Raw genomic sequence first — 26,024 nt, forward strand, 5'->3', positions numbered from 1 at the left:
GTGGATGGGAAGACCGTCCTCGGCGATCCACGACTGACATAGCCGCCTGCAATATGTCGCACAACCGGATTGGCAGCGCTGCCAAATGGCGATATGGGACCGGCTTAGCGCCGCCCGACGAGCGGCGAAGACGAATGTCCGGCGGCCGTGCGGCCCGGACCAGGGAGTACGCCATGCCGGTCCAAGCCGCCCCGCTCGGGGGCGCCACCGCACACGCGGACGAGAAGTCCTTCGCCGACCGCACCTACGCGAAGGTGTTCTGGCGCCTCGTGCCGTTCCTGATGCTCTGCTACGTGGTGGCGTATCTCGACCGGGTGAATGTCGGCTTCGCCAAGCTCCAGATGTCCCAGGAGCTGAAGTTCTCCGAGACGGTCTACGGCCTCGGCGCCGGGATCTTCTTCCTCGGCTACTTCCTGTTCGAGGTGCCCTCGAACGTGATCCTGCACCGGGTCGGCGCCCGGGTCTGGATCGCCCGGATCATGCTCACCTGGGGGGTGATCTCCGGGGCGTTCCTCTTCGTGAACTCGGAGTGGAGCTTCTACGGGATGCGCTTCCTGCTCGGGCTGGCCGAGGCCGGGTTCTATCCGGGCGTGATCCTCTACACGACCTCGTGGTTCCCGGCCCATCGCCGGGCCCGGGTGATCGCCGTGTTCATGGCGGCGATCCCGATCTCCGGCATCTTCGGCAACCCGCTCTCCGGCTGGATCATGGACGCGTTCAATGGCGCCCACGGCTTGTCCGGCTGGCAGTGGATGTTTTTGATCGAGGCGGTGCCGGCGGTGCTGATCGGCCTCGCGGTGTTCTTCTATCTCGACAACCGCCCCGCCGAGGCCAAGTGGCTGACCGATTCTGAGAAGCAACTCCTGGAGCGCGACATCGCCGCCGACAACCAGGGCAAGGAAGCGAGCCCGCACTCGATCGCCACGGTGTTCCGCAACGGTCGCGTGTGGTTCATGAGCCTGATCTACTTCGCCTTCGTCACCGGCCAGTACGGCCTGACCTTCTGGATGCCGACCATCGTCAAGGCGTCGGGTGTGCAGGGCAATCTCAACATCGGCCTGATCAGCGCGATCCCCTTCGTCTGCGCTGCGATCGTGATGGTCCTGCTGGGTCTCTCCGCTGACCGGATGCGCGAGCGCCGCTGGCATCTGATCATCCCGGCGCTGATCGGCGCCGCTGGCTTTGTGGTCTCGGCCAATGCCGGCTCGACCACGCTCGCCGTCGCGGCGCTCTCGGTGGCGGCGGCCGGCGTGCTGACTTGCTCGCCGCTATTCTGGTCCCTGCCCACGGCGTTCCTCAGCGGCGCGGGCGCCGCGGCCGGCATCGCGCTGATCAACTCGGTGGGCAATCTCGCGGGCTTCGTCAGCCCCTACGTGATCGGGGCGCTGCGCGACGCCACCGGCAGCACCGCCACGGGTCTCTACGCGCTGGCCGCCATGCTGGTGGTCGGCTCCGTCTGCGTGTTCGTCACGCCCGCCCGGATGGTGAACCGCTGACGCGCCACCTCTCCCGTGCGGGAGAGGGTTGGGGTGAGGGTGCGACCTCTCCGGAGGGACCTGATCCCTCACCCTGTCCCTCTCTCGCACTGGAGAGGGACCTGCGCTTCACGCGGCGACGCCGAGACGCCTCCCTTCGTCAGGACCTGCCCCTATGACCACCGACACGCACACACACCGCGCCGCGGTGATCGGCCTAGGCTCCATGGGTTCCGGCATGGCCGGCTCGCTCCTGCGGGCGGGCTTCTCCGTCGCCGCCTGCGACGTGAACCCAGAGGCAGTGGCGCGCTTCGCGGCTGCCGGCGGCCGCGCCGCCGCCAACCCTGCGGAGGCGGCGCGGGACGCCGACGTGGTGGTGAGCGTGGTGGTCAACGCCGCCCAGACCGAGGCGGTGCTGTTCGGCGAGAGCGGCGCCGCCGCCGCGATGCCGGAAGGCGCGGTGTTCGTCTCCTCCGCTACCATGGACCCGGCGGTCGCACGGGCGCTCGCGGCCCGGCTGGAGGCCACGGGCCGCCACTACCTCGATGCCCCGATGAGCGGCGGCGCCGCCCGCGCGGCCGACGGTGGTCTGACGTTCCTGGCCTCGGGCTCGGCTTCGGCCTTCGCCAAGGCGCGGCCCGCCCTCGATGCGATGGCGGGCACGCTCTACGAACTCGGCGACGAAGCCGGCCAGGGGGCGGCCTTCAAGATGATCAACCAGCTGCTCGCTGGCGTCCACATCGCTGCGGCCTGCGAGGCGATTGCGTTCGCGGCCAAGCAGGGCCTGGACCTCCGGCGCGTCTACGAGGTGATTACCAAGTCGGCCGGCAATTCCTGGATGTTCGAGAACCGAGTGCCCCACATCCTCGACGCCGACTACAGCCCGAAGAGCGCGGTCGACATCTTCGTCAAGGATCTCGGCATCGTGCAGGACATGGCCCGGGCGGAGAAGTACCCGGTCCCGGTGGCGGCGGCGGCGCTGCAGATGTTCCTGATGGCTTCCGGCGCCGGCATGGGCCGCGACGACGACGCCTCGGTGGCACGGCTCTACGCGCAGGTCTCGGGGGCGAAGCTGCCGGGACAGGCGTAACGGCCGACGACCTCATCCTCCGCCTCATCCTGAGGTGCTTCGATTGGATTGGATGATGGCCCGCTGAGCGGATCCTACGAGTATCGAGAATCGGGCAGGGAGTCCCAGAAGTATGCCGCGCTTTGCCGCCAACCTGAGCCTGATGTTCAACGAGGTGCCGTTCCTCGAGCGGTTCGACGCCGCGGCCAATGCCGGGTTCGACGCCGTCGAGTTCCTGTTCCCCTACGAGCACCCGCCCGAAACTATCGGCGAGCGGCTCCGGGGCAATGGCCTGACCCAGGCGCTGTTCAACCTGCCGCCGGGGGATTTCGCCAGGGGCGAGCGCGGGATCGCCGCCTTCCCCGCGCGGTTCGACGAGCTGAAGGCGGGGGTCGAGACGGCGCTCCGCTACGCCGAGGCGACGGGCGTCGGCCGGCTCCACCTCATGGCAGGCCTCGCCCCCTGGGACGATCCCAAGGCCATCGAAGCCTACCGCCAGGCGGTCACCTGGACGGCGGAGCGGCTGGCGCCCGCCGGTCTCGATCTCGTCCTGGAGCCGATCAACGGCCGGAACATGCCCGGCTACTTCCTCAACGATTTCGGCCGGGCCGCCGATCTCATCCGCGAGCTGGCCCTGCCGAACCTGAAGCTGCAGTTCGACCTCTACCATTGCCAGATCCTGCACGGCGACGTGACCATGCGGCTGCGCGCCCTGATGCCGATCATCGGTCACGTTCAGACCGCGAGCGTGCCCGAGCGGCACGAGCCCGGAACCGGCGAGATGGCCGACTTCTTCCTGTTCGACGAGCTGGACCGGCTTGGCTACCGCGGCTTCGTCGGCTGCGAGTACATTCCGGCCGCCGACACCGTCGCGGGCCTCGGCTGGCTTGCCGCCTACAAGGAGAGCGCCCGATGAGCCTCGCGTTGGGATGCGTCGCCGACGATTACACGGGCGCTTCGGACCTCGCCAACACGTTGACCAAGGCGGGCCTGCGCACGATCCAGACCATTGGCGTGCCGGCGGATGACCGTGTCCTGCCGGAAGCCGACGCGGTGGTGGTAGCGCTCAAGAGCCGCTCGATTCCGGCTGATCAGGCCGTGGCCCGCTCCCGCGAAGCCGAGGGCTGGCTGCGCGCGCGCGGGGCCGCCCACGTGATGTTCAAGGTCTGCTCGACCTTCGATTCGACGGATGCGGGCAATATTGGCCCAGTCATGGACGCCCTGCGGGCGGAGGCCGGCGAGGCCATCGCGCTCGTCACGCCGGCTTTCCCGGAGACGGGGCGCAGCGTCTACCAGGGCAACCTGTTCGTCGGCGCCGTGCCGCTGAACGAGAGCCCGCTCAAGGACCACCCGCTCAACCCGATGCGCGACGCCAACCTCGTGCGCGTCCTCGGGCGCCAGAGTGCCAGCCCGGTCGGCCTCGTCGATACCGCGACCGTGGCCCGGGGCCCGGAGGCCGTGGCGGCTCGCCTCGATGCGCTGGCAAAGGAAGGCAAAGGGGCCGCGATCGCGGACGCGATCTTCGACAGCGACCTCGAAGTGCTCGGCCGGGCGATCGTCGGCCATAAGTTCTCGGTGGGTGCCTCGGGGCTCGGGCTCGGACTCGCCCGCGCCCTGGTGGCCGACGGGCGCGGAACGACGGATGCCGCCGGGGCGGCCATCGGCGAGCCGGTGGGCGGGACCTCCGCGTGCCTCGCCGGTAGTTGCTCGCAGGCGACGCTCCAGCAGGTCGCCGCCGCGGAGGCAATCATGCCGGTGTTGCGCCTCGATCCGGCGCGGTTGCTGGCGGGCGATGACGTGGTGGAAGAGGCCCTGGCCTTCGCAGAGGAGCGCCTCGGCGCCGGCCCGGTTCTGATTGCTACCTCGGCTCCGCCCGAGGCGGTGCGTGCGCTTCAGGCCGCGCACGGGGTCGATGCCGCCGGCCACGCCATCGAGGCGGCGCTGGCCGCCATCGCCGAGGGCCTCGTCGCCCGCGGGGTGCGCCGGCTCGTGGTGGCCGGCGGCGAGACCTCCGGCGCGGTGGTCGACAGGCTCGGCCTCACCGCGTTCCTGCTCGGGCCTGAGATCGCCGCGGGCATCCCGGTCCTGCGCACCGCAGGACGGCCCGAGCCGATGCTGCTTGCCCTGAAATCCGGCAATTTCGGAGGCGCCGACTTCTTCGGCCGCGCCCTCGACATGATGGCCTGACGCCACAACCCGACGGGAGGTTTTCCATGCACGCCCTGATTCTCGGCGCCGCCGGCATGATCGGCCGCCGCCTCGTGGACGCCCTGGTGAAGGACGGCCGGGTCGGCGGGCAGCCGCTCAGCGCCCTCACCCTGCTCGACGTCGTGCCGCCCACGGTGCCGGAGGGCTTCTCGGCCCCGGTCCGCGCCGAGGCCGCCGACCTCACGGCGCCCGGCGCCGCCGAGGCCGCCATCGCCGAGCGGCCGGGGGTGATCTTCCACCTCGCCGCGGTGGTCTCGGGCGAGGCCGAGGCGAATCTCGAACTCGGCTACCGGGTCAACCTCGACGGCACCCGGCTGCTCCTCGACGCGATCCGGACGGCCAACGCGGCGGATGGCTACCGGCCGAAGCTGGTCTTCACCTCCTCCCTCGCCGTGTTCGGGCCGCCCTTCCCGAAGGTCATCCCGGACGACCACATCCTGCGCCCGGCCTCCTCGTACGGGGTGCAGAAGGCCATGGGCGAACTGATGCTCGCCGACTACGCGCGCCGCGGCTTCCTCTACGGGATCGGCCTGCGCCTGCCGACCATCTGCGTACGGCCGGGCAAGCCCAACAAGGCGGCCTCGGGCTTCTTCTCGGGGATCATCCGCGAGCCGCTGGCCGGTCAGGAGGCGATCCTGCCTGTGCCCGACACCGTCCGGCACTGGTTCGCCAGTCCCGACGCGGCGGTGGGCTTCCTCATCCACGCCGCCGGGCTCGACCTCGCGGCGATCGGCCCGCGGATCAGCCTGACCATGCCGGGCGTCTCGGCGACCGTCGCCGAGGAGATCGAGGCCCTGCGCCGCGCGGCGGGCGACAAGGCGGTGGCGCTGATCCGGCGCGCGCCCGACGCCACCATCGCGCGCATCGTGGGCTCCTGGCCGGAGGCGTTCGAGCCGGAGGCCGCGCTGGCCCTGGGCTTCCGGGCGGACGATTCCTTCGACGCGATCGTGTCGCAGCACGTGGCCGAGTTCCACGGCGGCTGAGGCTCAGCCGAGGGCCGAGCGGATGTCGGTCTGCGGGAAGTCGTCGCCGACGTAGAGCAGCGGCACGCCGTGTACCTGCGCGCAGGCATAGGCGAAGCAGTCGCCGAGGTTCAGGCGCGCCGGGTGGCGGCCCTTGCCGTAGCGGCCGTGGGCCGCGAGGGCCAGGGCGGTCTCGGCCTCGGCGATGGGGACGATTCGCAGACCTGCGACGCGGATGAATTCCGCGACCTCCGCCTCGGCGTCGACCACGGACATCGCCGTCTTGCGGGCCACCGCGATCGCCGTTTCGAAGACGGCGAGGCGCGAGGTAAGGGGGGCCAAAGCTCCGTCGAGGCGGCTCAGCAGGGTAGAACGCTCCGGTTCCGCGGTCAGGATCGCCACCAGGGCCGAGGCGTCGACGAACATCACTCGTCGTTCAGGCTGTCGTAGAACGCCTTGTCGGCCTTGAGGCCCGTGCGCGGCACGGAATCCATCCTGTCGAGGAGGGGCTTCAGCCGTTCCGAGAGGGGCACACGCAGCTCTCGACGCTCGAGCTCGTTCGTGAGCGCGAGTCGCACCGCCTCGGTCTTGCTCACGCCGGCCCGCGATGCCAGCTTCTCGGCCAGCTGATTTACCTCTTCGCTGCGGATGTTGAGCGGCATGGCGGCTCCCGTGTAGACGCGGGAAGGCTAATGTCTACACACACCTGCCGCAAGGGCGGCCAGAACCCCGATCAAGGATCCCGATGACCCGCCTCGACGAGGCCCGCGCCGCGCTGAAAAAGACGTTCGGCTACGAGGATTTCCGACCCGGCCAGGACGAGGTGATCGGCGCGGTGCTCGACGGCGCCGACGTGTTCGCCGTGATGCCCACGGGGTCGGGCAAGTCGATGACCTACCAGCTCCCGGCCCTGGTCGATCCGGGGCTCACCGTAGTGGTCTCGCCCCTGATCGCGCTGATGCACGATCAGGTGCAGCAGATGAGAAGCGTCGGCATCCAGGCCGCGACCCTCAACTCGACGGTGGCGGAATCCGAGTCCCGCGAGACCTGGCGCAGCCTGCGCTCGGGCGACCTGCGGCTGCTGTTCGTCTCCCCCGAGCGCCTGCTGATGGACGGCTGCATCGAGGCCTTGCGCGGGGCCGGCGTCCGGCGACTCGCGGTGGACGAGGCGCACTGCGTCTCGCAATGGGGCCACGATTTCCGGCCCGAGTACCGGGAGATCGCCCGCGCCCGGACGGCGCTGGGCAACGTCCAGACCCTGGCGCTCACCGCCACCGCCGACGCCGCGACCCGCGCCGAGATAGCCGAGCGGCTGTTCCCGCAGGACCGGCCCCCGAAGATCTTCGTCCACTCCTTCGACCGGCCGAACATCCGGCTGACCTTCCAGCCCAAGGACAACCCGGCCCGGCAGATCGAGCGGTTCCTGAAGCACCGGAGAGCGGAGAGCGGGATCATCTACTGCTCGTCGCGCAAGCGCACCGAGCAACTCGCCGAGACCCTCAAGAAGGACGGGTTCGACGCCCTGCCCTACCATGCCGGCCTCGACCAAGCGACGCGGATGGCGAACCAGGACCGGTTCCTGCAGGAGGACGGGGTGGTGATGACTGCCACCATCGCCTTCGGCATGGGCATCAACAAGCCCGACGTGCGCTTCGTCTGCCACGCCGACATGCCGAACAACGTCGAGGGCTATTATCAGGAGATCGGCCGGGCCGGCCGCGACGGGCTGCCCGCCGACACGCTGACCCTCTACGGCCTCGACGACATGGCGCTCCGCCGCCGCCAGATCGACGAAAAGGAGATCTCCGACGACCGCCGCCGGGTCGAGCGGCGCAAGCTCGAGGCGATGATCACCCTGTGCGAGGGCGCCACCTGCCGGCGGCAGTCGCTGCTCGCCTATTTCGGCGAGGCGAGCGGCGCTTGCGGCCGTTGCGACCTGTGCCGCGGCGGCGTCACCCTGGTGGACGGGACGGTCTCGGCCCAGAAGATCCTCTCGGCGATCGTGCGCACCGGCCAGCGCTTCGGCGCGGCCTATATCTGCGACGTGGTCCACGGGAAGGAGAGCGAGCAGATCCGCCGCAACGGCCACGCGAACCTCAAGACCTTCGGGGTCGGATCCGACAAGCCGGTGGCGGCCTGGCGGGCGATCCTGCGCCAGCTCTTCGCCGCCGGCGCCATTGCCGAGAACGCGGACGGCTACGGCGGCCTGTCCATGACCGATAAGGGCGAGGCGATCCTGTTCGGCCGGGAGCCGGTCCAGCTCCGGCCCGATCCGGAGCCGAAGGCCGAATCCCGTGAGCGCCGGCGGCCTGCCTCCCGGGAGGATGGCGAGATCGCCCTCTCGGAGGCCGACGAGGCCCTGTTCCAGCATCTGCGGGGCCTGCGCGCCACCCTCGCCCGGGCCGAGGGGATCGCAGCCTTCATGGTCTTCCCCGACCGGACGCTGATCGAGATGGCTCGCCAGAAGCCCGTCGATCTCTGGGCCTTGCGCACGGTGCACGGGGTCGGCGAGCGCAAGCGCGAGGCCTACGGCGACAAGTTCGTCGCGGCCATCGCTGATTTCCTGGCGCATCCCCCGGCTGCGTGAGCCGCGGGACGAGGGATCTCATCCTCGGCGTATTATGCTGGTTCGTGTAGGCAGATCGCCCCCAACCCAATCGATCGGACACATCATTTCAGTTTCCGCGCCCAACGCCGATGCCACGCTCCAAGATCTTCCGGACGAAGCCACTTCCCGAACTGGCCCATCTCGGTCGCGGAATCTGACCTCCCGCATCGTCTTCTACCTACCCGGCTTCGACCCGCGGGATCCCGAGACCTACTGGGGCCTGTTCCGCCGCGAGGCCCGTCTCACAGCGGCCCGCCGCGGCGCCGAGATCGCTGTGAGCGATCCGGTCCGCTCGGCGGACGGGCTTGAACTCGCCTGGACCGCACAGTCTCGCGGCGTCACCACGCGCTACGTCCTCCTGCGCTGGGAGGACATCGTGCGCGCGCGCTTCCCGCAATGCGGCCGCGCGCGCCTCCGGGGCGTCCCGGTCCTGCTCTGGCGGCTGTGGCGTTCGGGCTACGTAGCCGACCTCTGGCGGGAGGGCTGGCGCTTCTCCACAGTGATCTTCGGCGTCCACGTGATCTATCTGGCGCTCGTTCTCCTCAGTCTGGCGCTGGCGGGGAGCCTCGCGGCCTTGGCGCCCGCCGTCCTGCAGCCCTGGCCCCTTCTGGCGGTGCCGGTGCTCACCTACCCGATCCTCGTTGGGCTGATGCGGGCGACCCGCGGCAAGCCGCTCTACGTCTCCCACCTCGTGGACGACACGGCCTTCACGCACGCCTACGCGGCGGGACAGGCGCCCGAGGTTTCCCCCCGCCTCGACGCCTTCGCGGCCCGCATCCGTGCGGCGGAGGACGAAGCCGACGAGGTTGTCGTGGTCGGGCATTCCTCCTCGAGCTTCCTCGGAATCGAGGTGTTGGACCGTGTGCTCGCCCGTGACCCCCGCTTCGGCCACCGGGGCACCCCGGTCTCGTTCGTGAGCATCGGCAGCGTCATTCCCTGGCTCAGCCTCGACCCGGCCGCCAAAGGCTTCCGTGAAGCGCTCCGGCGCTTCGGGCGTGCACGACAGATCCGCTGGATCGACGTGCGTGCGCCCTGGGACTGGCTGTCCATTCCCGGACAGATTCCGCTTGCCTCCGGCGATCTCGTCACGCCGGACCCGGAGCGCCCGGCCACGCTCGGGGTGATGATCGGCGACCTGATCACGGGCACCGATGTGGGGCGGCGCCAGTGGAACCTGTTCCAGATGCATTTCCAGCTGCTCATGGCGAGCCAGAGCGCGGACGGCTTCGATTATCTCGACGTGATAACCGGCCCCGAGCCTGTGCACGCCCTGGTGTCCCGCTTTCGGGAGAGCGACCTCACCCGGGTGCCCGCTTGCGCCGCCGCCGACGAATCGGCAGTCTGAGCGATCTTCTCCCGGCCAAATCGTGCGCCCGGCCACGTCGGGGCGGGGGATGGGCAACTCCCCGGATGTCTCCTGCGCGGATGGTGGGGCAGCGGCATCGGAATACCTGCGGATGTTGCCAGGGCAGGCGCTTCCGCTCTAGAGCCGGGGCAGCCTGGATCCCCGCCCGGTTCGGGCTCGCCGCGGCCCCGGCCTGCGGCACGGCCCGCTCTCTGCCGAGACCCTTCGCATGTTTCGCAACGACGTTCCGATCACCCCCGAACTCGTGGCCCAGCACGGCCTGACGCCGGATGAGTACGAGCGCTTCCGCGGCCTGATCGGGCGCGACCCGACGCTGACCGAACTCGGCATCGTCTCGGCCATGTGGAACGAGCATTGTTCCTACAAGTCCTCCCGCAAGCACCTGCGCGGGCTGCCGACCTCGGCGCCGTGGGTGATCCAGGGGCCGGGCGAGAACGCGGGCGTCATCGATATCGGCGACGGGCTGGCCTGCGTCTTCAAGATGGAGAGCCACAACCACCCGAGCTACATCGAGCCCTACCAGGGCGCGGCGACGGGCGTGGGCGGGATCCTGCGCGACGTGTTCACCATGGGCGCGCGGCCGATCGCGGCGCTCAACGCCCTGCGCTTCGGCTCCCCCGACCACCCGCGCACGCGCAGCCTCGTCTCGGGCGTCGTCGCTGGCGTCGGCGGCTACGGCAATTCCTTCGGCGTGCCGACCGTCGGCGGCCTGACCGGCTTCCACCGGCGCTACGACGGCAACATCCTGGTCAACGCCATGGCGGTGGGGCTCGCCCGCACCGACGGCATCTTCTACGCGGCCGCCGCCGGCGTCGGGAACCCGATCGTCTATCTCGGCTCCAAGACCGGCCGCGATGGCATCCACGGCGCCACCATGGCGTCGGCGGAGTTCGACGAGGCCTCCGAATCGAAGCGCCCGACCGTGCAGGTCGGCGACCCCTTCGCCGAGAAGCTCCTGCTGGAGGCGTGCCTGGAGCTCATGGCCTCGGGCGCCGTCATCGCCATCCAGGACATGGGTGCCGCCGGGCTGACCTGCTCGGCGGTGGAGATGGGCGCCAAGGGCGACCTCGGCGTCGAACTCGACATCGACAAGGTGCCGGCCCGCGAAGAGGGCATGACCCCTTACGAGATGATGCTCTCGGAGAGCCAGGAGCGCATGCTCATGGTGCTCAAGCCCGGCATGGAGGCCGAGGCGGAGGCCATCTTCGTGAAATGGGGCCTCGACTTCGCGGTGATCGGCCGGACCACCGACACGCTGCGCTTCGTGATCAAGTGGCACGGCGAGACCGTGGCCGACTTGCCGATCAAGGAGCTCGGCGACGAGGCTCCGCTCTACGACCGGCCGCATCTCGCCAACACGCATCAGCCGGTGCTCGCGGCCGCCGAGGTCCCGGCGCCGGCCTCGCTGACCGATGCGCTGAAGCGCCTCGTCGGCTCCCCCGACCTCGCCTCCAAGCGCTGGGTCTTCGAGCAGTATGACCACTTCATCCTGGGCAACACCGTCCAGAAGCCCGGCGGCGACGCTGCGATCGTGCGGGTCGAGGACGGGCCGAAGGGCCTCGTGCTGACCTGCGACGTCACCCCGCGCTACTGCGAGGCCGACCCGATCGAGGGCGGCCGTCAGGCCGTGGCCGAGGCGTGGCGCAACATCACCGCGGTGGGCGGGAAGCCCCTCGCCATCACCGACAACCTGAACTTCGGCAACCCGGAAAAACCCGACGTGATGGGCCAGCTCGTCGGCTGCCTCCAGGGCATCGGCGAGGCCTGCCGGGCGCTCGACTTCCCGGTCGTGTCGGGCAACGTCTCGCTCTACAACGAGACCAACGGCGTCGGCATCCTGCCGACCCCGACGATCGGTGGCGTCGGCGTCCTCGACGACGTGGCGCGCCACGCGACGATCGCCCTCAAGCGCGCGGGCGACGTGCTGGTGCTGATCGGGGCGAGCGAGGGCTGGCTCGGCCAGTCGGCCTACCTGTCGGTGATCGAGAACCGCGAGGAAGGCGCGCCGCCGCCCGTCGACCTCGCCCTGGAGCGCCGCAACGGCGACTTCGTCCGCGGCCTGATTCAGGCCGGCACCGTCGACACGGTCCACGACCTCGCGGATGGCGGTCTCGCCGTCGCGCTCGCCGAGATGGCGATGGCGGGCGGCATCGGCGCGGCGCTCTCCGATGTGCCGGTGGACCTGTCGCCCCACGCCTATCTGTTCGGTGAGGACCAGGGCCGCTACCTGCTGGCGGTGCGGCCGGAGGCGGCCAGCGACCTCCTCGCCGCCGCGGCGGCCCAGGGTGTGGACGCTGCGTCCGTGGGCGTCACCGGCTCCGACCGTTTGACCCTGCCGGGCGGCGAGACCATATCGCTCGCCGAGCTGTCCGCGGCGCACGAGGGCTGGCTGCCCGCCTACATGGCGAGCCAGCCGGCTGCTCCGGCCGCCTGAGCCCCGTTCTGACGAGGAGTTTCCCGATGCCGATGGATGCGGGCGAGATCGAGCGCATGATCCGCGAGGCCCTGCCGGACGCGCAGGTGGAGATTCGCGACCTCGCGGGCGACGGCGACCACTACGCCGCCACCGTCCTGTCGGCGGCCTTCAAGGGCAAGACCCGGGTGGCGCAGCATCAGTTGGTCTACGGCGCCCTCCAGGGCCGGATGGGCGGCGTGCTCCACGCCCTTGCGCTGACCACGGGCGTCCCGCAGGATTAGGCCTTCTTGCGGGAGTTCTCCCGATGGATCGACCGAGTCTCTACGACGACGACATCGTGACCTGGGCCGAGGAGCAGGCGGCGGCCCTGCGCGCGCTCGCCGCCCGCAGCGAGCTCTCGAATGCCGTCGACTGGGAGAACGTGATCGAGGAGATCGAGACCTTGGGCCGGTCGGAGATCCGCGGCGTCGAGAACCTCCTGCTGCAACTCCTCGTGCACGTGCTCAAGTACCTATCTGCGCCTGCGGCGCAATCCACCCGCTCATGGCGTGCCGAGGTGGTGGCGTTCCAGAGCGCGGCGCGACGGAACTACACGCGGGCGATGCGGCAGCGGATCGACTGGCAGACGCTCTGGCGGGACGCGCGGGCGAATGCCGACGTGCAGCTGAAGGTCCATGGCGACACACTCGTCGGTGGCTTGCCGGAGACGTTGCCCTTCGTGCCCGACGAGCTGCTGGCTCCGGACTTCGACATGGACGTCGCGCTCGAACGATTGGCTGCAGCGTTGAAATCCCCCACCGACCATCATTAGATCACGGATCAGGAACAAGGATCGACCCGATGACCGACGCTAACACGACCATCCAGAACGAGATCGCCTCCCAGGACGTGGTGGTGTTCATGAAGGGTACGCCGCAGATGCCGCAATGCGGCTTCTCGGGGCAGGTGGTGCAGATCCTCAACTACCTCGGCGTGCCGTTCAAGGGCGTGAACGTCCTGGCCGACCAGGAGATCCGCGAGGGCATTAAGGCCTTCTCCAACTGGCCGACCATCCCGCAGATCTATGTGAAGGGCGAGTTCGTCGGCGGCTGCGACATCACCCGTGAGATGTTCCAGTCGGGCGAGTTGCAGACCTTCCTGTCCGAGAAGGGCGTGCCGGTGAAGACCGCCGCCGCCTGATTTTTCAGGACTCGCCGGACGGATCGGGGCGCCTGCGGGCGCCCTTTTTCGTGTGCGAGGACGGTGCCGGATCAGCGCGGCTCCCGCGCCACGAACAGGGCGACGCAGCCGACGACTCTGATCTCCACCGACCGGAAGCGCCGGTCGAGCGCCGCACGCAGGTCCGGCAGGGTGTCGGCGGCGTTCGAGAACACCCCCTTGCGGTTGTAGACTCGCATCAGCGCCCGCGCCGCGGCACTGGTCGGCACCCCACCGGACAGGATCGTGGCGCCGAACACCACGCCGTCGTCGGCCAGGCACGGCCGCACCGTGTCGAAGGCCTTCGCCTTCGCGGCGATGTCGCCCGGCAGGCAGTGCAGCAGGTAGGTCATCCCGATCGAGTCGAACGGCGCGATGCCGGCGGCCGGGGCGGCGAGCACGTCGACTCGGTAGGTCTCGGGCCGGTAGCGCGCAATCCGGTCGGCCGCGAAGGCGAGGCTGTCGGCGTTGAGGTCCATCAGGCCGATCCGCGGCGCCGGGGTAGGGAACCGGCAGCGGTCGAGATACCAGCCGGTCCCGACTCCGACATCGAGATGCGCGAGGCCCGCGTGCCGATCGTAGAGGTCCAGGATCCGCGCCGTGGGGCAGCGCCAGATCAGAGGGTTCGACAGGCGCAGCACGACGAGGTCGTAGAGCTGCAACGTCTGCGGATTGTAGATCGCCTGCCCGGCTCGGGTGTCGGTCGCCATGGCTCTCCGTCAGGGCCCCTGTGGGCGGCGCGCATTCGCATTCGCGGCCGCGATCGCCTATATCAGACCCTTTCCAACGTATGGATCGTTAGAACGCCATGGCGACGCCGTCGCTCGACAGCGCCCGCGCGGCCGATGCCGCGATCGAGAAGGCGCCGGATCTCCTCCCCGAGGCGCTGCCCGGCCGCCGCCCGTCGCTGGTCGGCCTGACCCGCGACGCCCTCAAGGCGCAGCTCGTCGGCATGGGCGTGCCCGAGCGCGAGAGCCGGATGCGCGCCGGCCAGGTCTGGCACTGGGTCAATTTCCGCGGGGCGTCCGACTTCGCCGAGATGACCAATGTCGGCAAGGCGCTGAAGGCGCAGCTCGCCGAGCACTTCACGCTGGAGCGGCCCGAGGTGGCAAGCCGGCAGGTCTCCCGGGACGGCACCCGCAAGTGGCTCCTGCGCATGGCGCCGACCAACCGGCAGGAGCACAATCGCGGCGCCGAGATCGAGTGCGTCTACATCCCCGGGCCGGACCGGGGCACGCTCTGCGTCTCGAGTCAGGTCGGCTGCACGCTTACCTGCTCGTTCTGCCACACCGGCACGCAGCGCCTCGTGCGCAACCTCTCGGCGGCCGAGATCGTCCAGCAGCTCGTCACCGCCCGGGACGAGCTTGGCGACTGGCCCGGCCAGATGCCGAGCCGCGGCGCCGGCGGCGCCGGCGAGGTCGGCCGGCTCGTGACCAACATCGTATTCATGGGCATGGGCGAGCCCCTCTACAATCTCGACGCCGTGGTCGACGCGGTCGGCGTGATGTCCGACCAGGAGGGCCTCGGCCTGTCCCGGCGGCGGATCACGGTCTCGACGTCCGGGGTCGTGCCGCAGATCCCGCGGCTGGGCGAGCAGGCCAACGCCATGCTGGCCATCTCGCTGCACGCCGTGCGCGACGACCTGCGGAACGAGCTGGTGCCGCTCAATCGGAAATACCCGATCGCCGAGCTGCTCGCGGCTTGCCGCGCCTATCCCGGCCTGAGCAACGCCCGCCGGATCACCTTCGAGTACGTGATGCTGAAGGGCGTCAACGATTCGGACGCGGACGCGCGGGAGCTGGTGCGCCTGCTCAAGGGCATCCCGGCCAAGATCAACTTGATCCCGTTCAACCCCTGGCCGGGCAGCCGTTACGAGTGCTCGGACTGGGACCGGATCGAGCGCTTCTCCGAGATCGTGTTCAACGCCGGCTACGCCTCGCCGGTGCGCACGCCCCGGGGCCGGGACATCCTGGCGGCCTGCGGTCAGCTCAAGAGCGAGACCGAGAAGCTGCGCGCCCGCGCCCGGATGATGCAGGAAGAGGGTATCGGCGTGGAGAGTTTTTACGCGGGCGCCGACGACTGACAGCCGTCTTTGCGAGCGCAGCGAAGCAATCCAGCCGCGCCACGCGCACCGATGTCGCGCTGCCCTGGGTCGCTTCGCTGCGCTCGCGATGACGGTGTGCCTCACGCCGCGAACCGCCGCGCCTCCGCCCGGCGCAGGGCCGGCTCCTCGGCGCCGACCCATTCCGTGCGGTGCCGCGGCAGGGCCTCCGGGTGCTCGGCCTGGAGCCACGTGATCATCGCCTCCCGGACCACACAGCGCAGGTCCCAGGCCTGGGGCGCGTTGCGAGCGCTGACCAGCATCCGGATCTCGATGGTCGATTCCTTCGCGTCCGAGACCTGGAGGTTCACCACTCGTCCGTCCCACAGGGGCGTGGCCCTGGCGATCTCGACGAGCTTCTCGCGCATCGCCGCCACGGGCGCCCGGTGGTCCACGTAGACGAACACGCTGCCGATCAGCGAGGCGCCGTCGCGGGTCCAGTTCTGGAACGGCTTCTGGATGAAGTAGGTCAGCGGCAGGACCAGCCGGCGCCAGTCCCAGAGGCGGACCACCACGTAGGTGGCGGTGATCTCCTCCACCCAGCCCCATTCGTTCTCGACGATGATCGCGTCCTCGATCCGGATCGGCTGGGTGATGGCGATCTGGATGCCGGCCACGAGGTTCGACAGGACCGGCTGCATGGCCAGCCCGAGGACGAGGCCCGCCGCGCCCGCCGAGGCCAGCAGGCTGACGCCGTACTGGCGCACAGGCTCGAAGGTCATCAGCGCCACCGACAGGGTGACGAGCGCTACCAGCGTCACGCCGGCGCGCTCCAAGATGCGCATCTGCGTGAAGTGCTTGCGCGCCAGGAGATTGTCCTCGGCGTCGAGCTTGAACCGCCGCAGGTAGATCACGGTCGCGATGTGGAGCGCGGTGGCGCAGCACCAGCCGGTCAGCGTCACGAAGGCGACCAGCAGGATCTGGTTGAGGGCGATCCGCACCTCCCACGACAGGTGTACCGTCGTCGAGGCGAGGCTGATCGCCACCACGATCAGGCCGAGGCGGCTCGGGCCGCGGGTGCGCGACACCAGCGAGCGCCAGAACAGGCTCTTGGCCGAAACTGCCCGCTTCATCGCCCGGTAGACGATCCCATGCAGGGGCATCACCACGGCGCAGCAGGCGACGATGAGGATCAGGCTCTCGGCCCACCACGGCAGGTAGGCCAGCGCGCGGGCTGCGGAGCCGGCGAGCGCGTCGAGGTCCGGCATCGGGCATCGCTCCACGGGTTCCGAAGGGGACCTGTGGGAATGGGTGGGCGATCGCGGGGGTTCCGCAGCGCACCATGTGCCTGCCGCAACGCAGCGGCCCGGCCCGGCGGGTTGCGGTCGCCAGCCCCTACTTGGCTGCCCCGACCGTCACGCTGCCCGAGGCGGTCCGTCCGAACCGCGCCGGCCGGTACATGTCCTCCACGGTGGCACCCGGATGGACGTACGTTCCGGGGGAGACCGCCCGCACCGTGTAGGCCACGGTGAAGAAGGCCGACTGGCTCGGGTCGCGGTCGTAGGCCGCGACGAATCGGTCGTCCCGGAACTCGGTGTGGACCGGCTCCACGTCGGACTTGGCGAAGGCGAGCCCCTGGAGCGCGTCGGCGTCCAGAAGCTTCGGGTTGTCGATCTCCAGCCCCGCCGGCAGCGGATCGACCAGCAGGAGCCGCGCCGCTTCCGCCTTGGCCTCTGTGACCTTGAGCACCACCACCAGCCGGTCGTTCTGGCGCAGGCCGCTCGCCGGGTCGACGACGCTGCCGTCGAGGCGGCGGAAGCTGCGCTCGATCGTGTAGCCCTGCTGCGCCGCCGGCTCCGGCACCAGGGGGCTGCCGTTGACGGTCACGGCCACCTGCACGGGGGCCCGGCCGGTATTGGTGAGTTGCACGCCCCGGTCGCCCAGGGCCGCCTCCCGGTATACCCTGGCCAGCATGCCCGTCTGGGACGCACCGTCCAGGGTGAACGAGAGCGCGCCCGCCTCGTTCGACAGGCTCTCGGCGGCGAGCACCATCCAGGCATTCTCCTGCGTGCTCGTCGACCGCTCGGCCTGCTGCTCCTCGCCGAGCACGGCCGCCGCGGGGCCGAGGGCCCCCTGCGCCAGCCCGCTCTCGGCGGCCAGAGTGATCAGCCCGGCCCCGTCGCGCAGGCGGGAGCCGTAATCGGCGCGGTACAGGCCCTTGTCGCGCTCGGCGCGCAGCACCGTGAGCGCCGAGTCCATCGTCTTGGCGGCCCGGCCGCGGTCGCCCAGGAGCGCCAGGGCGGCGGCGAGCTGCGCCCGCCCGAGGGCGGAGGAGAAGTCGCCGATCTTGGTGTCGGCGAGGTAGCGCAGGTCGCCCATCACCGGCCGGCCGTTTCGGGCGAGCACGTAGGCCGCGTAGGCGAGGTCGGCGCCACCGTTGCGCACCTCGGTGGCGTTGGCCACCGCGTTGCGCAGGTAGTCGAGGGCCTGGGCGAAGGCCTTCTGCGGCACGGCGAAGTTGCGCTCGCGGGCGCGGGTCAGGAAGTCGGTCACGTAGGCGTCGAGCCAGAGGTCGCTCGACCCCTGCGCCGACCACAGGCCGAAATCGCCGCTCGAATCCTGGCGGGCGAGCAGGCGCTCGATCGACTCGCGCACCCGATCATCGGCACCGTTGTCGAGGGCGAGCTTCTCCAGTGCCGCGAGCTTGTTGACGTAGAGCAGCGGCATCGCCCGGCTCACCACCTGCTCGGAGCAGCCGTAGGGGTAGCGGTCGAGCGCCCTGAGCAGGGCCGCCACGTCGACCCCCGGCAGGGGCGTGGCCGAGAGCGAGACGCTGCCGGTCCCCGGCTGCAGGTCGGCGAGGAGGTCCGAGGTCAGCGTCAGGTTCGCCCCGGGGGCGAGGCTGCGCACCGAGCGGCGCAGCAGGGCGCCGGTCCCCGGCGAGATCCCCAGGGCGAAGCTCTGGTCCAGGGCGGCCGGAAGGCCAGGTCCCGACAGGGCGAGATCGAGGCGGGCCGTGCCCGGTCCGGCGGCGGTGAGCGGGATCGCGACCTGGCCCTTGGCGCCGGCCTCCAGTCGCAGCGTCTGCCGCAGCGCGCTGGCACCGACCACGACCGGGCCGGTCGGGCTCAGGTCGACCGTGTACTCGCCCGCCTGCCCCTCGACATTGTCGAGGGCCACGAACAGACGCGAGCGGTCACCGGTGTCGAGGAAGCGCGGCAGCGTGACGCTGAGCACGACCGGATCGCGGATGATCACGTCGGCCTGCGCCTGCCCCACCCGGTCGCCGCTCCAGGCGGTGACCATGACGCGGCCTGTGCCGTTGAAGGCCGGGATCGGGAAGGTCACGCTGGCCGCGCCGTCCGGTCCCACCGTGACGACCCCGGAATAGAGGGCGAGCGGCGCCTGGGTCGGTGGGGAATCGGCGAGTTCGCCGCCGCCCGCATCGCCGCCGGAGCGGATCGCCCCGGCCGAGCCCTGCATGCCGTCGATCAGGTAGCCGTAGAGGTCGCGGACCTCCGGCCCGAGCGCCCGCTGGCCGAGGAAGTACTGCGTCGGGTCCGGCGCCGCGTAGCGGGTCAGGTTGAGGATGCCGACATCGACGAGCGCCACGGTGATCCGCGCCGGCTCGCCGGCTCTCAGCCCCGTGAGCTGGACCGGCAGGGTCAGGTCCTGGCGCGGGCGCGCCCGCTCCGGCGCCTTCAGGGCGACACCGAGGCTGCGCCGCTCGCGGTCCACCGAGAACCATGCCAGACCCAGCGCCCGGCCGGGCAGGCGCTTGGCCGCCTGGTCGAGGGGCCGGTAGGCGGTGGCCACCAGGTAGGCGCCGGCACCCCACTCGGCCTTAACCGGGATGCTGACCGTGGTGCCACCCTCCGGCACGCTGACCTCCACCGTCTGGTGCACGCGGTCGCTGACGACCATCAGGCTGGCCTGACCCTTGAACTTCGGGCTGAGCTTGGCCCGCAGCGTATCGCCGGCCGCGTAGGCGGCCTTGTCGAGGGTCAGGTCGAGGAGGTCGGGCGCCTCCGCTGTCTCGGAGCCGCCCCAGCCCACCTCGAAGCCGAGGCTCGCGGTCGCCTCCGGGGCGCCCGCGGCCGAGACCTCCAGCCGGTAGCGGCCGAGGCCGACCGGCGCCTCGATCCGACCCGGGCCGGCGGCCTTGAGGTCGACGGTGCCGCTGGCGATGCGCCGGGCGGACTTCACCGCCTCGAACGACCAGCGCCCGTCCGCCCGGTACCACTGATAGGAAGAGTCGATCCGCGACAGGGTCCAGCTCACGCCCGGCCGGGCGAGGAGCGTCCCGTCGGGGCTCGCGAACACCACGTCGAAGCCCGCGATCCCGCCCTCCTTCAGATCGGCGAAGCCCTTGCGCAGGGCGAGGACCGGGCCGGGAGGGAGGATCGGCAAGGTCAGGCTTCGCGACAGCGCCCGGCCGCCGGGCTCGCCGACCGCCAGGGTGATCTTCGCCTCCAGCGCCCGCGGCGCCGCGACCTGGGGCACCGGCACCGTGACGGTGGCGCCGCCCTGCCCGTTCGTGGTGGCATGGTCCTGCAGTTCCTGGGTCGCCGGCTCCACCGCCTCGTCGTCGAGACCGATGGCGTAATTCTCCAGCCCCTTGATCCCGCTCGTCGCGGCCGACTGCACGGTCACGCTGCCAGACACGTCGAGATCGGCGCCCGGGGCGCCGTAGAGGTAGCGGGCTGCGACGTCGACCTGCGCGGCCTCGCCCCGGTTCAGGGCCGCCTGCCGGGCCTTGAGGGTCACCTCCAGCCGCTCGGGGACGTAATCCTCCACGAGGAAGCTGGTCTCGCCGATCGCGGGTGCCTTCGGGTCCGTGTAGGCGGAGACCCGCCACGTGCCGTGCATCGCCCCCGACAGGAGCGGCAGCGGCAGGGCCCGGCCGCCGAGCCCCTGGTCGGGCACCGAGACGCGCCGGTACTCGACCCCGTCCGGCCGCTTGACCACCAGGGTCAGCGGCAGGTCCGGCACGGCGGCGCCGCGGGGATCGCGCAGCAGGGCGGTGAGCTGGACGGTCTCGCCCGTGCGGTAGACCCCGCGCTCCGGGAACAGGTAGGCGTCGAGGCCGCCGGTCTCGGGGCGTCCCTTCACGCCGCGGTCGGTGAGGTCGAAGGCGCCGAGGTTGAGGTCGAGGAAGCCGTAATCGCCGCCGGCTTGCGCCACCACGAGGCTCGGCGCCAGACCGCCCTCCCCGCGGGCGAGCCCCGGGTCGAAGGCGACGTGCCCCTGCGAATCCGTGGTCCTTGTGCCCAGCACCTCGTTGTTGCGGGCGATCAGCCGGATCTCGGCGCCCGCCATCACCTGCGCGGAGGCCAGCGATCGCAGGACCACGTGGACCCCGTCCCGCCCCTTGGTGGTGGTGAGCCCGAGGTCCGAGACCACGAACCACTGGGTCGCCTGGGTGTCGTACTCCTCGTCGCTGGCCGCCGTGCCGGTGGGGCGGGCCAGCATCACGTAGAGGCCGGGCTCCAGCTTGCCCACGGCCTGCAGCACCGGAAAGGCGGTAACGGCCTCCTGGTTCACCTCCGCCTTGGCGGTGTCGAGGGTGCCCTTCCAGACGCGCTGGCCCTTCTCGGAGGCGATCGTCCGGGCGGTGGACCCGCTGAGCTGGCCCAGGAAATCCTCGGAGCGCAGGGTCGGCAGCAGGCCGCGGTCGCCGATCCGCAGCACCTCGACGTCGAGCTTCGGCGCGTTCACCGAGACCAGGGGCACGCCTGCCTGGCCGGTCCGGGGCAGGACGTAGTTGCGGCCGGTGAAGCGCACCTGAGGGGCGCGGTCGCGGACGTAGATCTCGTAATCGGCGGCCTTGAGCAGGCTCTCGCCGACCGCGGAGGGCAGGCCCTGGCGGACCACGATGGCGTAGCGGCCGCCGTGCTTGAGCCCGTCGACGCAGACCTGGGAGCCCTCCCCTGTCACGGCGCTCGCGCTGCTGCCCGAGACGGCGACGAAGGGCGCGTAGTCGGTCTTCGGCTTGATCGCCTCCGAGAAGGTGAAGCAGGCCCGCGGAGCGGCCGCGTCGGAATCGACCTTGTAGTCGAGGATCCGGAAGCCGTGCTCGGCCCGCAGGGTCTCGTAGGTCTCCCGGACCGGGCCGGTCTCGGCCAGGGCGAGGCTCGCCGCGTAAGCGTCGAGCGCTGGCCGCCAGGATTCCTGCTCGGCCTCCGCGGCGCCCAGCGCCGCAAGCGACGCCGCGGCGTCGGCGGCCGTGCCGGCGCGCTCGTAGGCGCGGTAGGCAGCAGCCGTCACCCGCCCGCGCAGGCGCGACCGGCCCTGGTAGTCGTTGTCCTCGATCGCCCCCAGAGCCGCGGCGGCCCCGCGGGCATAGGCCTGCCAGTTGCGCCCGTCGGCCGGGTCGGCCGCCACCGCGGCGGTGAGCGGCGCCAGCGCCTCGTCGGCCTTGTCGGCGGCGAGCAGGGCCAGCCCGGTGGCGCGGGACTGGCCGGCGGGCCGGAGCGGGCCCCCGGCCTCCGCCTTGAGCGCGGTCTCCAGGCGGACCGCCGCGCTGGCGAGGTCGGGCCGGACGAAGGTCCTGGTGAACGGCGCGGCGACGGCCGTGACCGGCCGGGGCGCGGTGCGGGCCGCAGGTAGGGACTGGGCGAGCGGGGTCTGGGCGAGGGCCGGACCACCCGCGATCCCTCCGAGGAGCGCCAGGGCACCCGCGAGCCGTCCGAGCCGCGCCATCAGCCTGTTCCCCACTAGCCGCAACCCCGATGATTCGCTTCGGGTCCAGTCGCGCGGGAGACTAGCACCGGCGGTCAGGCTCGCAACGCTTCGCGCCGCTGGAGCCTCGTTCGGAGCCGCTCTCCCGGCATCGTCCCTGCCACCACGGCGGGCGGCGACCCGGGACGCGGTACTCGGCGCCGCGAAGCGGCGGCGCGTTCCCTCGAGCCGAGGTTCAGAACGCCTTCAGCACCTGCTCTGCGTGCTCGACGGCGACCGGTCCCGCGAAACAGTGAGAGACCAGGGCGCGGTAATCCTGCCAGGGCTGCGAGCCGGTGAAGTCCTTGGTGTGGGCCTCCAGCGTGTCCCAGTGGATCAGCAGCCGGTAGCGCTGCGGGTGCTCGATAGAGCGCCGGACCTCGAAGTGCCGGCAGCCCTTGGCCTGCTTGAAGATCGCCGAGGCCTCGGCGATGCCCTTCTCGAACTCGGCCTCCAGGCCGGGCTTGATCTCGATCTGCGCGATTTCGAGGATCATCGGTGCGGTTCCTGTCTCAGGTGCGAAGGGCGCGGCCGAGCTGGGCCGCGAGGATGCGTTGGGGGCTCAGGGCCGGGTCGGCCTGGGCGGCGACCGGCAGGTAGGCGGTCTGCTCCAGCATGTAGCGGCCGCCCATGGCGCCGTGCATCACGAGGTCCGAGAAGGTCACCCAGGTCTCGCCCGGGCGGAACTCCACGTCGGCCTGGGGCGCGGACGCCTGGTAGGTCTCGTCCTGCTTGAGGGCGTCGTGCAGGTGCAGCATCAGGTGGTCGTATTCCGAGCGCCGGGCCTTGGTGATGCGCAAAGCCGCGAGCAGGCGCGCCGAGAGCGGCGAGTAGCCCGGCAGCCGCGGCAGGAATTTCTGCGCCATCGACCCGAAATCCTCGCCGACCCGCCAGCGGCGCGGCTCGCCCGCGGGGTTGATGTTGCGGAACACCCGCAGGATCCGCTTCTCGCCGATCGGGTTCGACGGGAAGGCGTCGACGTGCAGGCGCGTGTCGTCGCGCCGCCAGCTCAGCTTGCGCCGGTCGACGTCGAAGGGCCGGTAGGAGGTGCCGGCAAGCGTCACGCGATCGCGATATTCGGGCAGGTACGTTCCGATCAGGTCCCGGGCGAACGCGCGGTAGCGGATCAGGAGCTGGCGCAGGGCCTCCTGCTCCTCCGGCGTGCCGGCCGCGCCGCGCAGCTCCGCAGCCTCACCGCGGATGTTGACGTTCTTGGCCCTGCCGTCCGCGAAGGGCCGCTCGGTGAACCGGCGCTCGAAGTCGCTGAACGGAAACGGCAGGTCCGGGAATAGCAGAACCGCCCCGGCTTCGAGTTCCCGCGCCAGGGAGCCGGGCGTCTCGCCGGGGGCAATTCTGCGGATTGGACTGATCATCGTCTTCGCGCCGGCTGCCGTCACGATGCGGCTCCCTGTAGCGGAGCCGCCGGGGGGAGGCCAGCGCCGCGCATTTCCGGTGGACGACCGGTGTCATCCACCGACTCGGCGGAAGGCGCCGACCCGATCGGCTTGCGCAACCGCTTCGTTCCCGGCACGTTCCTCGGCCAGTACCCGGCCCGAGAGCCCGGCGGAGGATGGCGCCGATGGCGACGTTGAAGGAATTCGAGGAAGCCCTGCGCGAGCACGGCATGAACATGGCGCTGGCGCTCCTGGAGCGCCTGCGCGAGCGCGACCGCGCGACCCGGACGGTGAAGCCCGCCCGGCGGCTGACCGGCCAGAAGATGACGCCGGAACTCGCCCGGGCGATCCTGGACCTGCACGCTACGACCGGAATGACCCAGCAGGAGATCGCCTTCAAGGTCGGGGTCAACCAGGGCCGCGTGAACGAGGTGATCAAGCGCGGCAAGTGGTTGACCGACGACCCGAACGCCCCGGAGGCTGTGGCCCGCGACAAGGCGGTGGCCCGGATGCGCGGCGACCCGAAGCCCAAGAAGGCCGCCGCTGCCCGCCCCGCCTCCGCGCGCGCAAAGGAGCGCAAGGCCGCGCCGCCCAAGGCGCGCAACCAGGGTCAGCTTGCGCTGGGGGATCTGTAGGGACGCGGCCGGTGGGGTTTCGTTCCTCCCAACAATCCCCCTCATCCTGAGGTAACCGCAAAGCGGGCCTCGAAGGAGGGCTTCAGGGATCGCTCTGCCGGCTGGAGACCTCCTTCGAGGCCTCCGCTTCGTTCCGGCACCTCAGGATGAGGTGGTTCGGTTGGATGACAACCTCGGGCCACTCCGGCCCCTCACCCGGCCGGCGCGAAATGCCCCCGGTAGCGCGCGCCGATCACCTCGACCGGCAGCGTGACGAACACGTCCGTCGTGCCGAACTGCCGGTCGATCACCGCGCCGTCGCCGAAGGTGGCGCCGAGGCGCAGGTAGCCCTTGATCAGGGGCGGCAGCGCCTGCAGGGCGGCCTTGGCGTCCACGGCCCCGGGCGGCATCCGGTCCATTGCCACCGCCCGCTCCGGCAGTGCCCGGGCCCGCCAGCCCTCCGGCGCGCGGGCGTGGTGGTGCAGGAAGGCGAGCGGCAGGGCCAGCCGGTCCGGATCGGTGCCCTCCAGGCTCGCGCAGCCGATCAGCGCGTCGATCCGGTGGTGCAGGACGTAGGCGTAGATTCCCTGCCACAGCAGTTCGACGGTCCGCTTGCTCCGGTAGGGCTTGAGCACGCAGGAGCGCCCGAGCTCCAGGAGCCGCCGGTGCCCCTGCGCGGCGAGCAGCGGCGCGAGGTCGTACTCGCCCTCGGAATAGAAGCCGGTATGCCGCTCGGCCACCTCGCCGCGCAGCAGCCGGTAGGTGCCGACAACCTTCGGGCACGGCTCGACGAACGGTTTCTTCCGCCGCGGCGCCGCGTGGTCGAGGACGAGCAGGTGGTCGCAGACCGCATCGTAGCCGTCGACATCGCGGCGGGACAGGGCGGCGAGCCCGGAGGGCACCGCCGACATCTCCTCGTAGAAGACCTTGTAGCGCAGCCGCTGGGCCCGCCGGATCTCGGATTTCCGCGTCGCCAGCCGGACCTCCAGGCTGCCGATGCGGCCGAGGCTGCGCCCTTCGAACGGCTCGGGCAGGCGGATCGCCCGCTCCGCCGAGAGCACGTCGTCGATTCCCCCCGCGCCCTCGACGCCCGACAGCGGGACCGACCGGCGGCGCAGCTTGGCGATCGGCGCGCCGACGCCCCATTGTACGCCCTTGTGCCAGCCGGCTCCGAGCGCGCTGTAGGCTCCGCGGGCGAGATTGGCGACCATGGTCGGGTTCACTCCGGGTGCGCGTCCGTGCACCGTCGGATCCGACAGAGAGCACGAAGGCCACACGCCATTATGACAGCCGACGTGAGAAAGCGCCCCGGCCGGGGCCGGGGCGCTCCAAGGACCTGATGTGGACCTGATTGTTCCGCGCGGGGCGGGATCAGGCGGCCTGCTGGACCGCGTCCTGGCGGACGTCGCCCTCGATCACCGGGGCGCTGGGGCGCGCCGCCGAGGCGATCTCGATGCGACGGGGCTTCTTCGCCTCCGGGACCTCGCGGACGAGGTCGATGTGGAGGAGGCCGTTCTCAAGCGCCGCGCCCGTCACCTGGACGTGGTCGGCGAGCTGGAACCGGCGCTCGAAGGCGCGGGCCGCGATGCCCTGGTGCAGGAATTCCGCCTTGCCCTCGGCCTTGCGCTCGCCCTTCAGCGTGAGCGCGTTCTCCCGCACCTCGATCGACAGGTCGGACTCGGTGAAGCCGGCGACCGCGACGGTAATGCGGTAGGCATTCTCGCCGGTCCGCTCGATGTTGTAGGGCGGGTAGGTCGGGGCCGCCTCGGCGCTCGCGAACTGGTCGAGGGCGGAGAACAGGCGATCGAAGCCGACGGTGGAACGGTACAGGGGAGCGAGATCGAACTGACGCATGACATATCCTCGTCTGAGCAACATGCAATTCCGGTCCGCCCGATGGGCCGGACCCGTCTTTCGTGCCGCCTGACGGCCGGCACAGACGAGATATCGGAGG

General features: G+C 70.9%; 22 protein-coding genes. 13 read left to right on the forward strand and 9 right to left on the reverse strand.

Going from position 1 to position 26,024, the window contains the following annotated elements:
* The first annotated feature begins 173 nt into the window (after positions 1-173).
* The 5 genes from CIW48_RS09110 to denD all read left to right on the forward strand — a co-directional run bounded on the left by CIW48_RS09110 (position 174) and on the right by denD (position 5,735).
* Complete coding sequence (locus CIW48_RS09110; protein WP_149310517.1) at positions 174-1,496, forward strand: MFS transporter; 1,323 nt, start codon at positions 174-176, stop codon at positions 1,494-1,496.
* A gap of 154 nt (positions 1,497-1,650) precedes the next feature.
* Entirely contained in the window at positions 1,651-2,565 is a 915-nt protein-coding gene (gene ltnD / locus CIW48_RS09115) for an L-threonate dehydrogenase (RefSeq protein WP_149310518.1), read from the forward strand.
* A 112-nt stretch (positions 2,566-2,677) separates the two neighbouring features.
* Positions 2,678-3,460 carry a 2-oxo-tetronate isomerase gene (otnI, locus tag CIW48_RS09120; protein WP_149310519.1) on the forward strand — a complete coding sequence of 261 codons (783 nt, stop codon included), beginning with the start codon at positions 2,678-2,680 and terminating at the stop codon, positions 3,458-3,460.
* Positions 3,457-4,731 (forward strand): 3-oxo-tetronate kinase, encoded by a 1,275-nt coding sequence (gene otnK / locus CIW48_RS09125; RefSeq protein ID WP_149310520.1) that lies wholly within the window; start codon positions 3,457-3,459, stop codon positions 4,729-4,731. Before otnI ends, otnK begins: the two co-directional genes overlap by 4 nt.
* A gap of 26 nt (positions 4,732-4,757) precedes the next feature.
* The gene (gene denD / locus CIW48_RS09130) at positions 4,758-5,735 is read left to right on the forward strand and encodes a D-erythronate dehydrogenase (protein ID WP_149310521.1); all 978 of its coding nucleotides are present in this window, start codon (positions 4,758-4,760) and stop codon (positions 5,733-5,735) included.
* A 3-nt stretch (positions 5,736-5,738) separates the two neighbouring features.
* Here denD and CIW48_RS09135 read toward each other — a convergent pair whose 3' ends face one another.
* Both CIW48_RS09135 and CIW48_RS09140 read right to left on the reverse strand, forming a co-directional pair.
* Positions 5,739-6,140: a type II toxin-antitoxin system VapC family toxin gene (locus CIW48_RS09135; RefSeq protein WP_149310522.1), complete on the reverse strand. Its 402-nt coding sequence runs from the start codon at positions 6,138-6,140 to the stop codon at positions 5,739-5,741.
* On the reverse strand, positions 6,140-6,376 hold the full coding sequence (locus CIW48_RS09140; protein WP_149310523.1) for a type II toxin-antitoxin system VapB family antitoxin: 237 nt from the start codon (positions 6,374-6,376) through the stop codon (positions 6,140-6,142). The genes CIW48_RS09135 and CIW48_RS09140 overlap by 1 nt, the downstream gene beginning before the upstream one ends.
* Positions 6,377-6,459: 83 nt before the next feature.
* Here CIW48_RS09140 and recQ point away from each other — a divergent pair, with 83 nt between their 5' ends.
* The 6 genes from recQ to grxD all read left to right on the forward strand — a co-directional run bounded on the left by recQ (position 6,460) and on the right by grxD (position 13,283).
* Positions 6,460-8,301, forward strand: coding sequence for a DNA helicase RecQ (gene recQ / locus CIW48_RS09145; protein WP_149310524.1), 1,842 nt, complete (start codon positions 6,460-6,462; stop codon positions 8,299-8,301).
* Positions 8,302-8,596: 295 nt separating this feature from the next.
* A complete protein-coding gene (locus CIW48_RS09150; RefSeq protein ID WP_246695179.1) occupies positions 8,597-9,667 on the forward strand; it encodes a hydrolase in 1,071 nt (356 codons plus the stop codon).
* A gap of 229 nt (positions 9,668-9,896) precedes the next feature.
* Positions 9,897-12,122, forward strand: a complete 2,226-nt coding sequence (purL, locus tag CIW48_RS09155; protein WP_149310525.1) for a phosphoribosylformylglycinamidine synthase subunit PurL — start codon at positions 9,897-9,899, stop codon at positions 12,120-12,122.
* Positions 12,123-12,148: 26 nt separating this feature from the next.
* The gene (locus CIW48_RS09160) at positions 12,149-12,385 is read left to right on the forward strand and encodes a BolA family transcriptional regulator (RefSeq protein ID WP_149310526.1); all 237 of its coding nucleotides are present in this window, start codon (positions 12,149-12,151) and stop codon (positions 12,383-12,385) included.
* Between the two features lie 23 nt (positions 12,386-12,408).
* Positions 12,409-12,915: a DUF29 family protein gene (locus CIW48_RS09165; protein ID WP_149310527.1), complete on the forward strand. Its 507-nt coding sequence runs from the start codon at positions 12,409-12,411 to the stop codon at positions 12,913-12,915.
* 29 nt (positions 12,916-12,944) lie between these two features.
* On the forward strand, positions 12,945-13,283 hold the full coding sequence (gene grxD / locus CIW48_RS09170) for a Grx4 family monothiol glutaredoxin (protein WP_010685583.1): 339 nt from the start codon (positions 12,945-12,947) through the stop codon (positions 13,281-13,283).
* Between the two features lie 71 nt (positions 13,284-13,354).
* On the opposite strand, the gene CIW48_RS09175 is transcribed toward grxD, so the two are convergent.
* Complete coding sequence (locus tag CIW48_RS09175; protein ID WP_149310528.1) at positions 13,355-14,011, reverse strand: class I SAM-dependent methyltransferase; 657 nt, start codon at positions 14,009-14,011, stop codon at positions 13,355-13,357.
* Positions 14,012-14,109: 98 nt separating this feature from the next.
* On the opposite strand from CIW48_RS09175, the gene rlmN reads away from it, so the two are divergent.
* Entirely contained in the window at positions 14,110-15,384 is a 1,275-nt protein-coding gene (gene rlmN / locus CIW48_RS09180) for a 23S rRNA (adenine(2503)-C(2))-methyltransferase RlmN (RefSeq protein ID WP_149310529.1), read from the forward strand.
* A gap of 101 nt (positions 15,385-15,485) precedes the next feature.
* On the opposite strand, the gene CIW48_RS09185 is transcribed toward rlmN, so the two are convergent.
* The 4 genes from CIW48_RS09185 to CIW48_RS09200 all read right to left on the reverse strand — a co-directional run bounded on the left by CIW48_RS09185 (position 15,486) and on the right by CIW48_RS09200 (position 23,435).
* A complete protein-coding gene (locus tag CIW48_RS09185) occupies positions 15,486-16,610 on the reverse strand; it encodes a mechanosensitive ion channel domain-containing protein (RefSeq protein WP_149310530.1) in 1,125 nt (374 codons plus the stop codon).
* A 127-nt stretch (positions 16,611-16,737) separates the two neighbouring features.
* On the reverse strand, positions 16,738-22,044 hold the full coding sequence (locus CIW48_RS09190; RefSeq protein WP_149310531.1) for an alpha-2-macroglobulin: 5,307 nt from the start codon (positions 22,042-22,044) through the stop codon (positions 16,738-16,740).
* A gap of 214 nt (positions 22,045-22,258) precedes the next feature.
* A complete protein-coding gene (locus tag CIW48_RS09195; protein WP_042673072.1) occupies positions 22,259-22,558 on the reverse strand; it encodes an antibiotic biosynthesis monooxygenase family protein in 300 nt (99 codons plus the stop codon).
* 16 nt (positions 22,559-22,574) lie between these two features.
* Complete coding sequence (locus tag CIW48_RS09200; protein ID WP_149310657.1) at positions 22,575-23,435, reverse strand: Kdo hydroxylase family protein; 861 nt, start codon at positions 23,433-23,435, stop codon at positions 22,575-22,577.
* Positions 23,436-23,641: 206 nt separating this feature from the next.
* Here CIW48_RS09200 and CIW48_RS09205 point away from each other — a divergent pair, with 206 nt between their 5' ends.
* Positions 23,642-24,091: an RNA polymerase subunit sigma-70 gene (locus CIW48_RS09205; RefSeq protein ID WP_091783059.1), complete on the forward strand. Its 450-nt coding sequence runs from the start codon at positions 23,642-23,644 to the stop codon at positions 24,089-24,091.
* A 191-nt stretch (positions 24,092-24,282) separates the two neighbouring features.
* On the opposite strand, the gene CIW48_RS09210 is transcribed toward CIW48_RS09205, so the two are convergent.
* Together CIW48_RS09210 and CIW48_RS09215 are read right to left on the reverse strand one after the other, a co-directional pair.
* Positions 24,283-25,281 (reverse strand): GNAT family N-acyltransferase, encoded by a 999-nt coding sequence (locus tag CIW48_RS09210; RefSeq protein ID WP_149310658.1) that lies wholly within the window; start codon positions 25,279-25,281, stop codon positions 24,283-24,285.
* A 160-nt stretch (positions 25,282-25,441) separates the two neighbouring features.
* Entirely contained in the window at positions 25,442-25,924 is a 483-nt protein-coding gene (locus CIW48_RS09215; protein WP_149310532.1) for an Hsp20 family protein, read from the reverse strand.
* Between the last annotated feature and the right edge of the window lie 100 nt (positions 25,925-26,024).

Source organism: Methylobacterium sp. P1-11 (assembly GCF_008329595.1).
Lineage (GTDB): Bacteria > Pseudomonadota > Alphaproteobacteria > Rhizobiales > Beijerinckiaceae > Methylobacterium.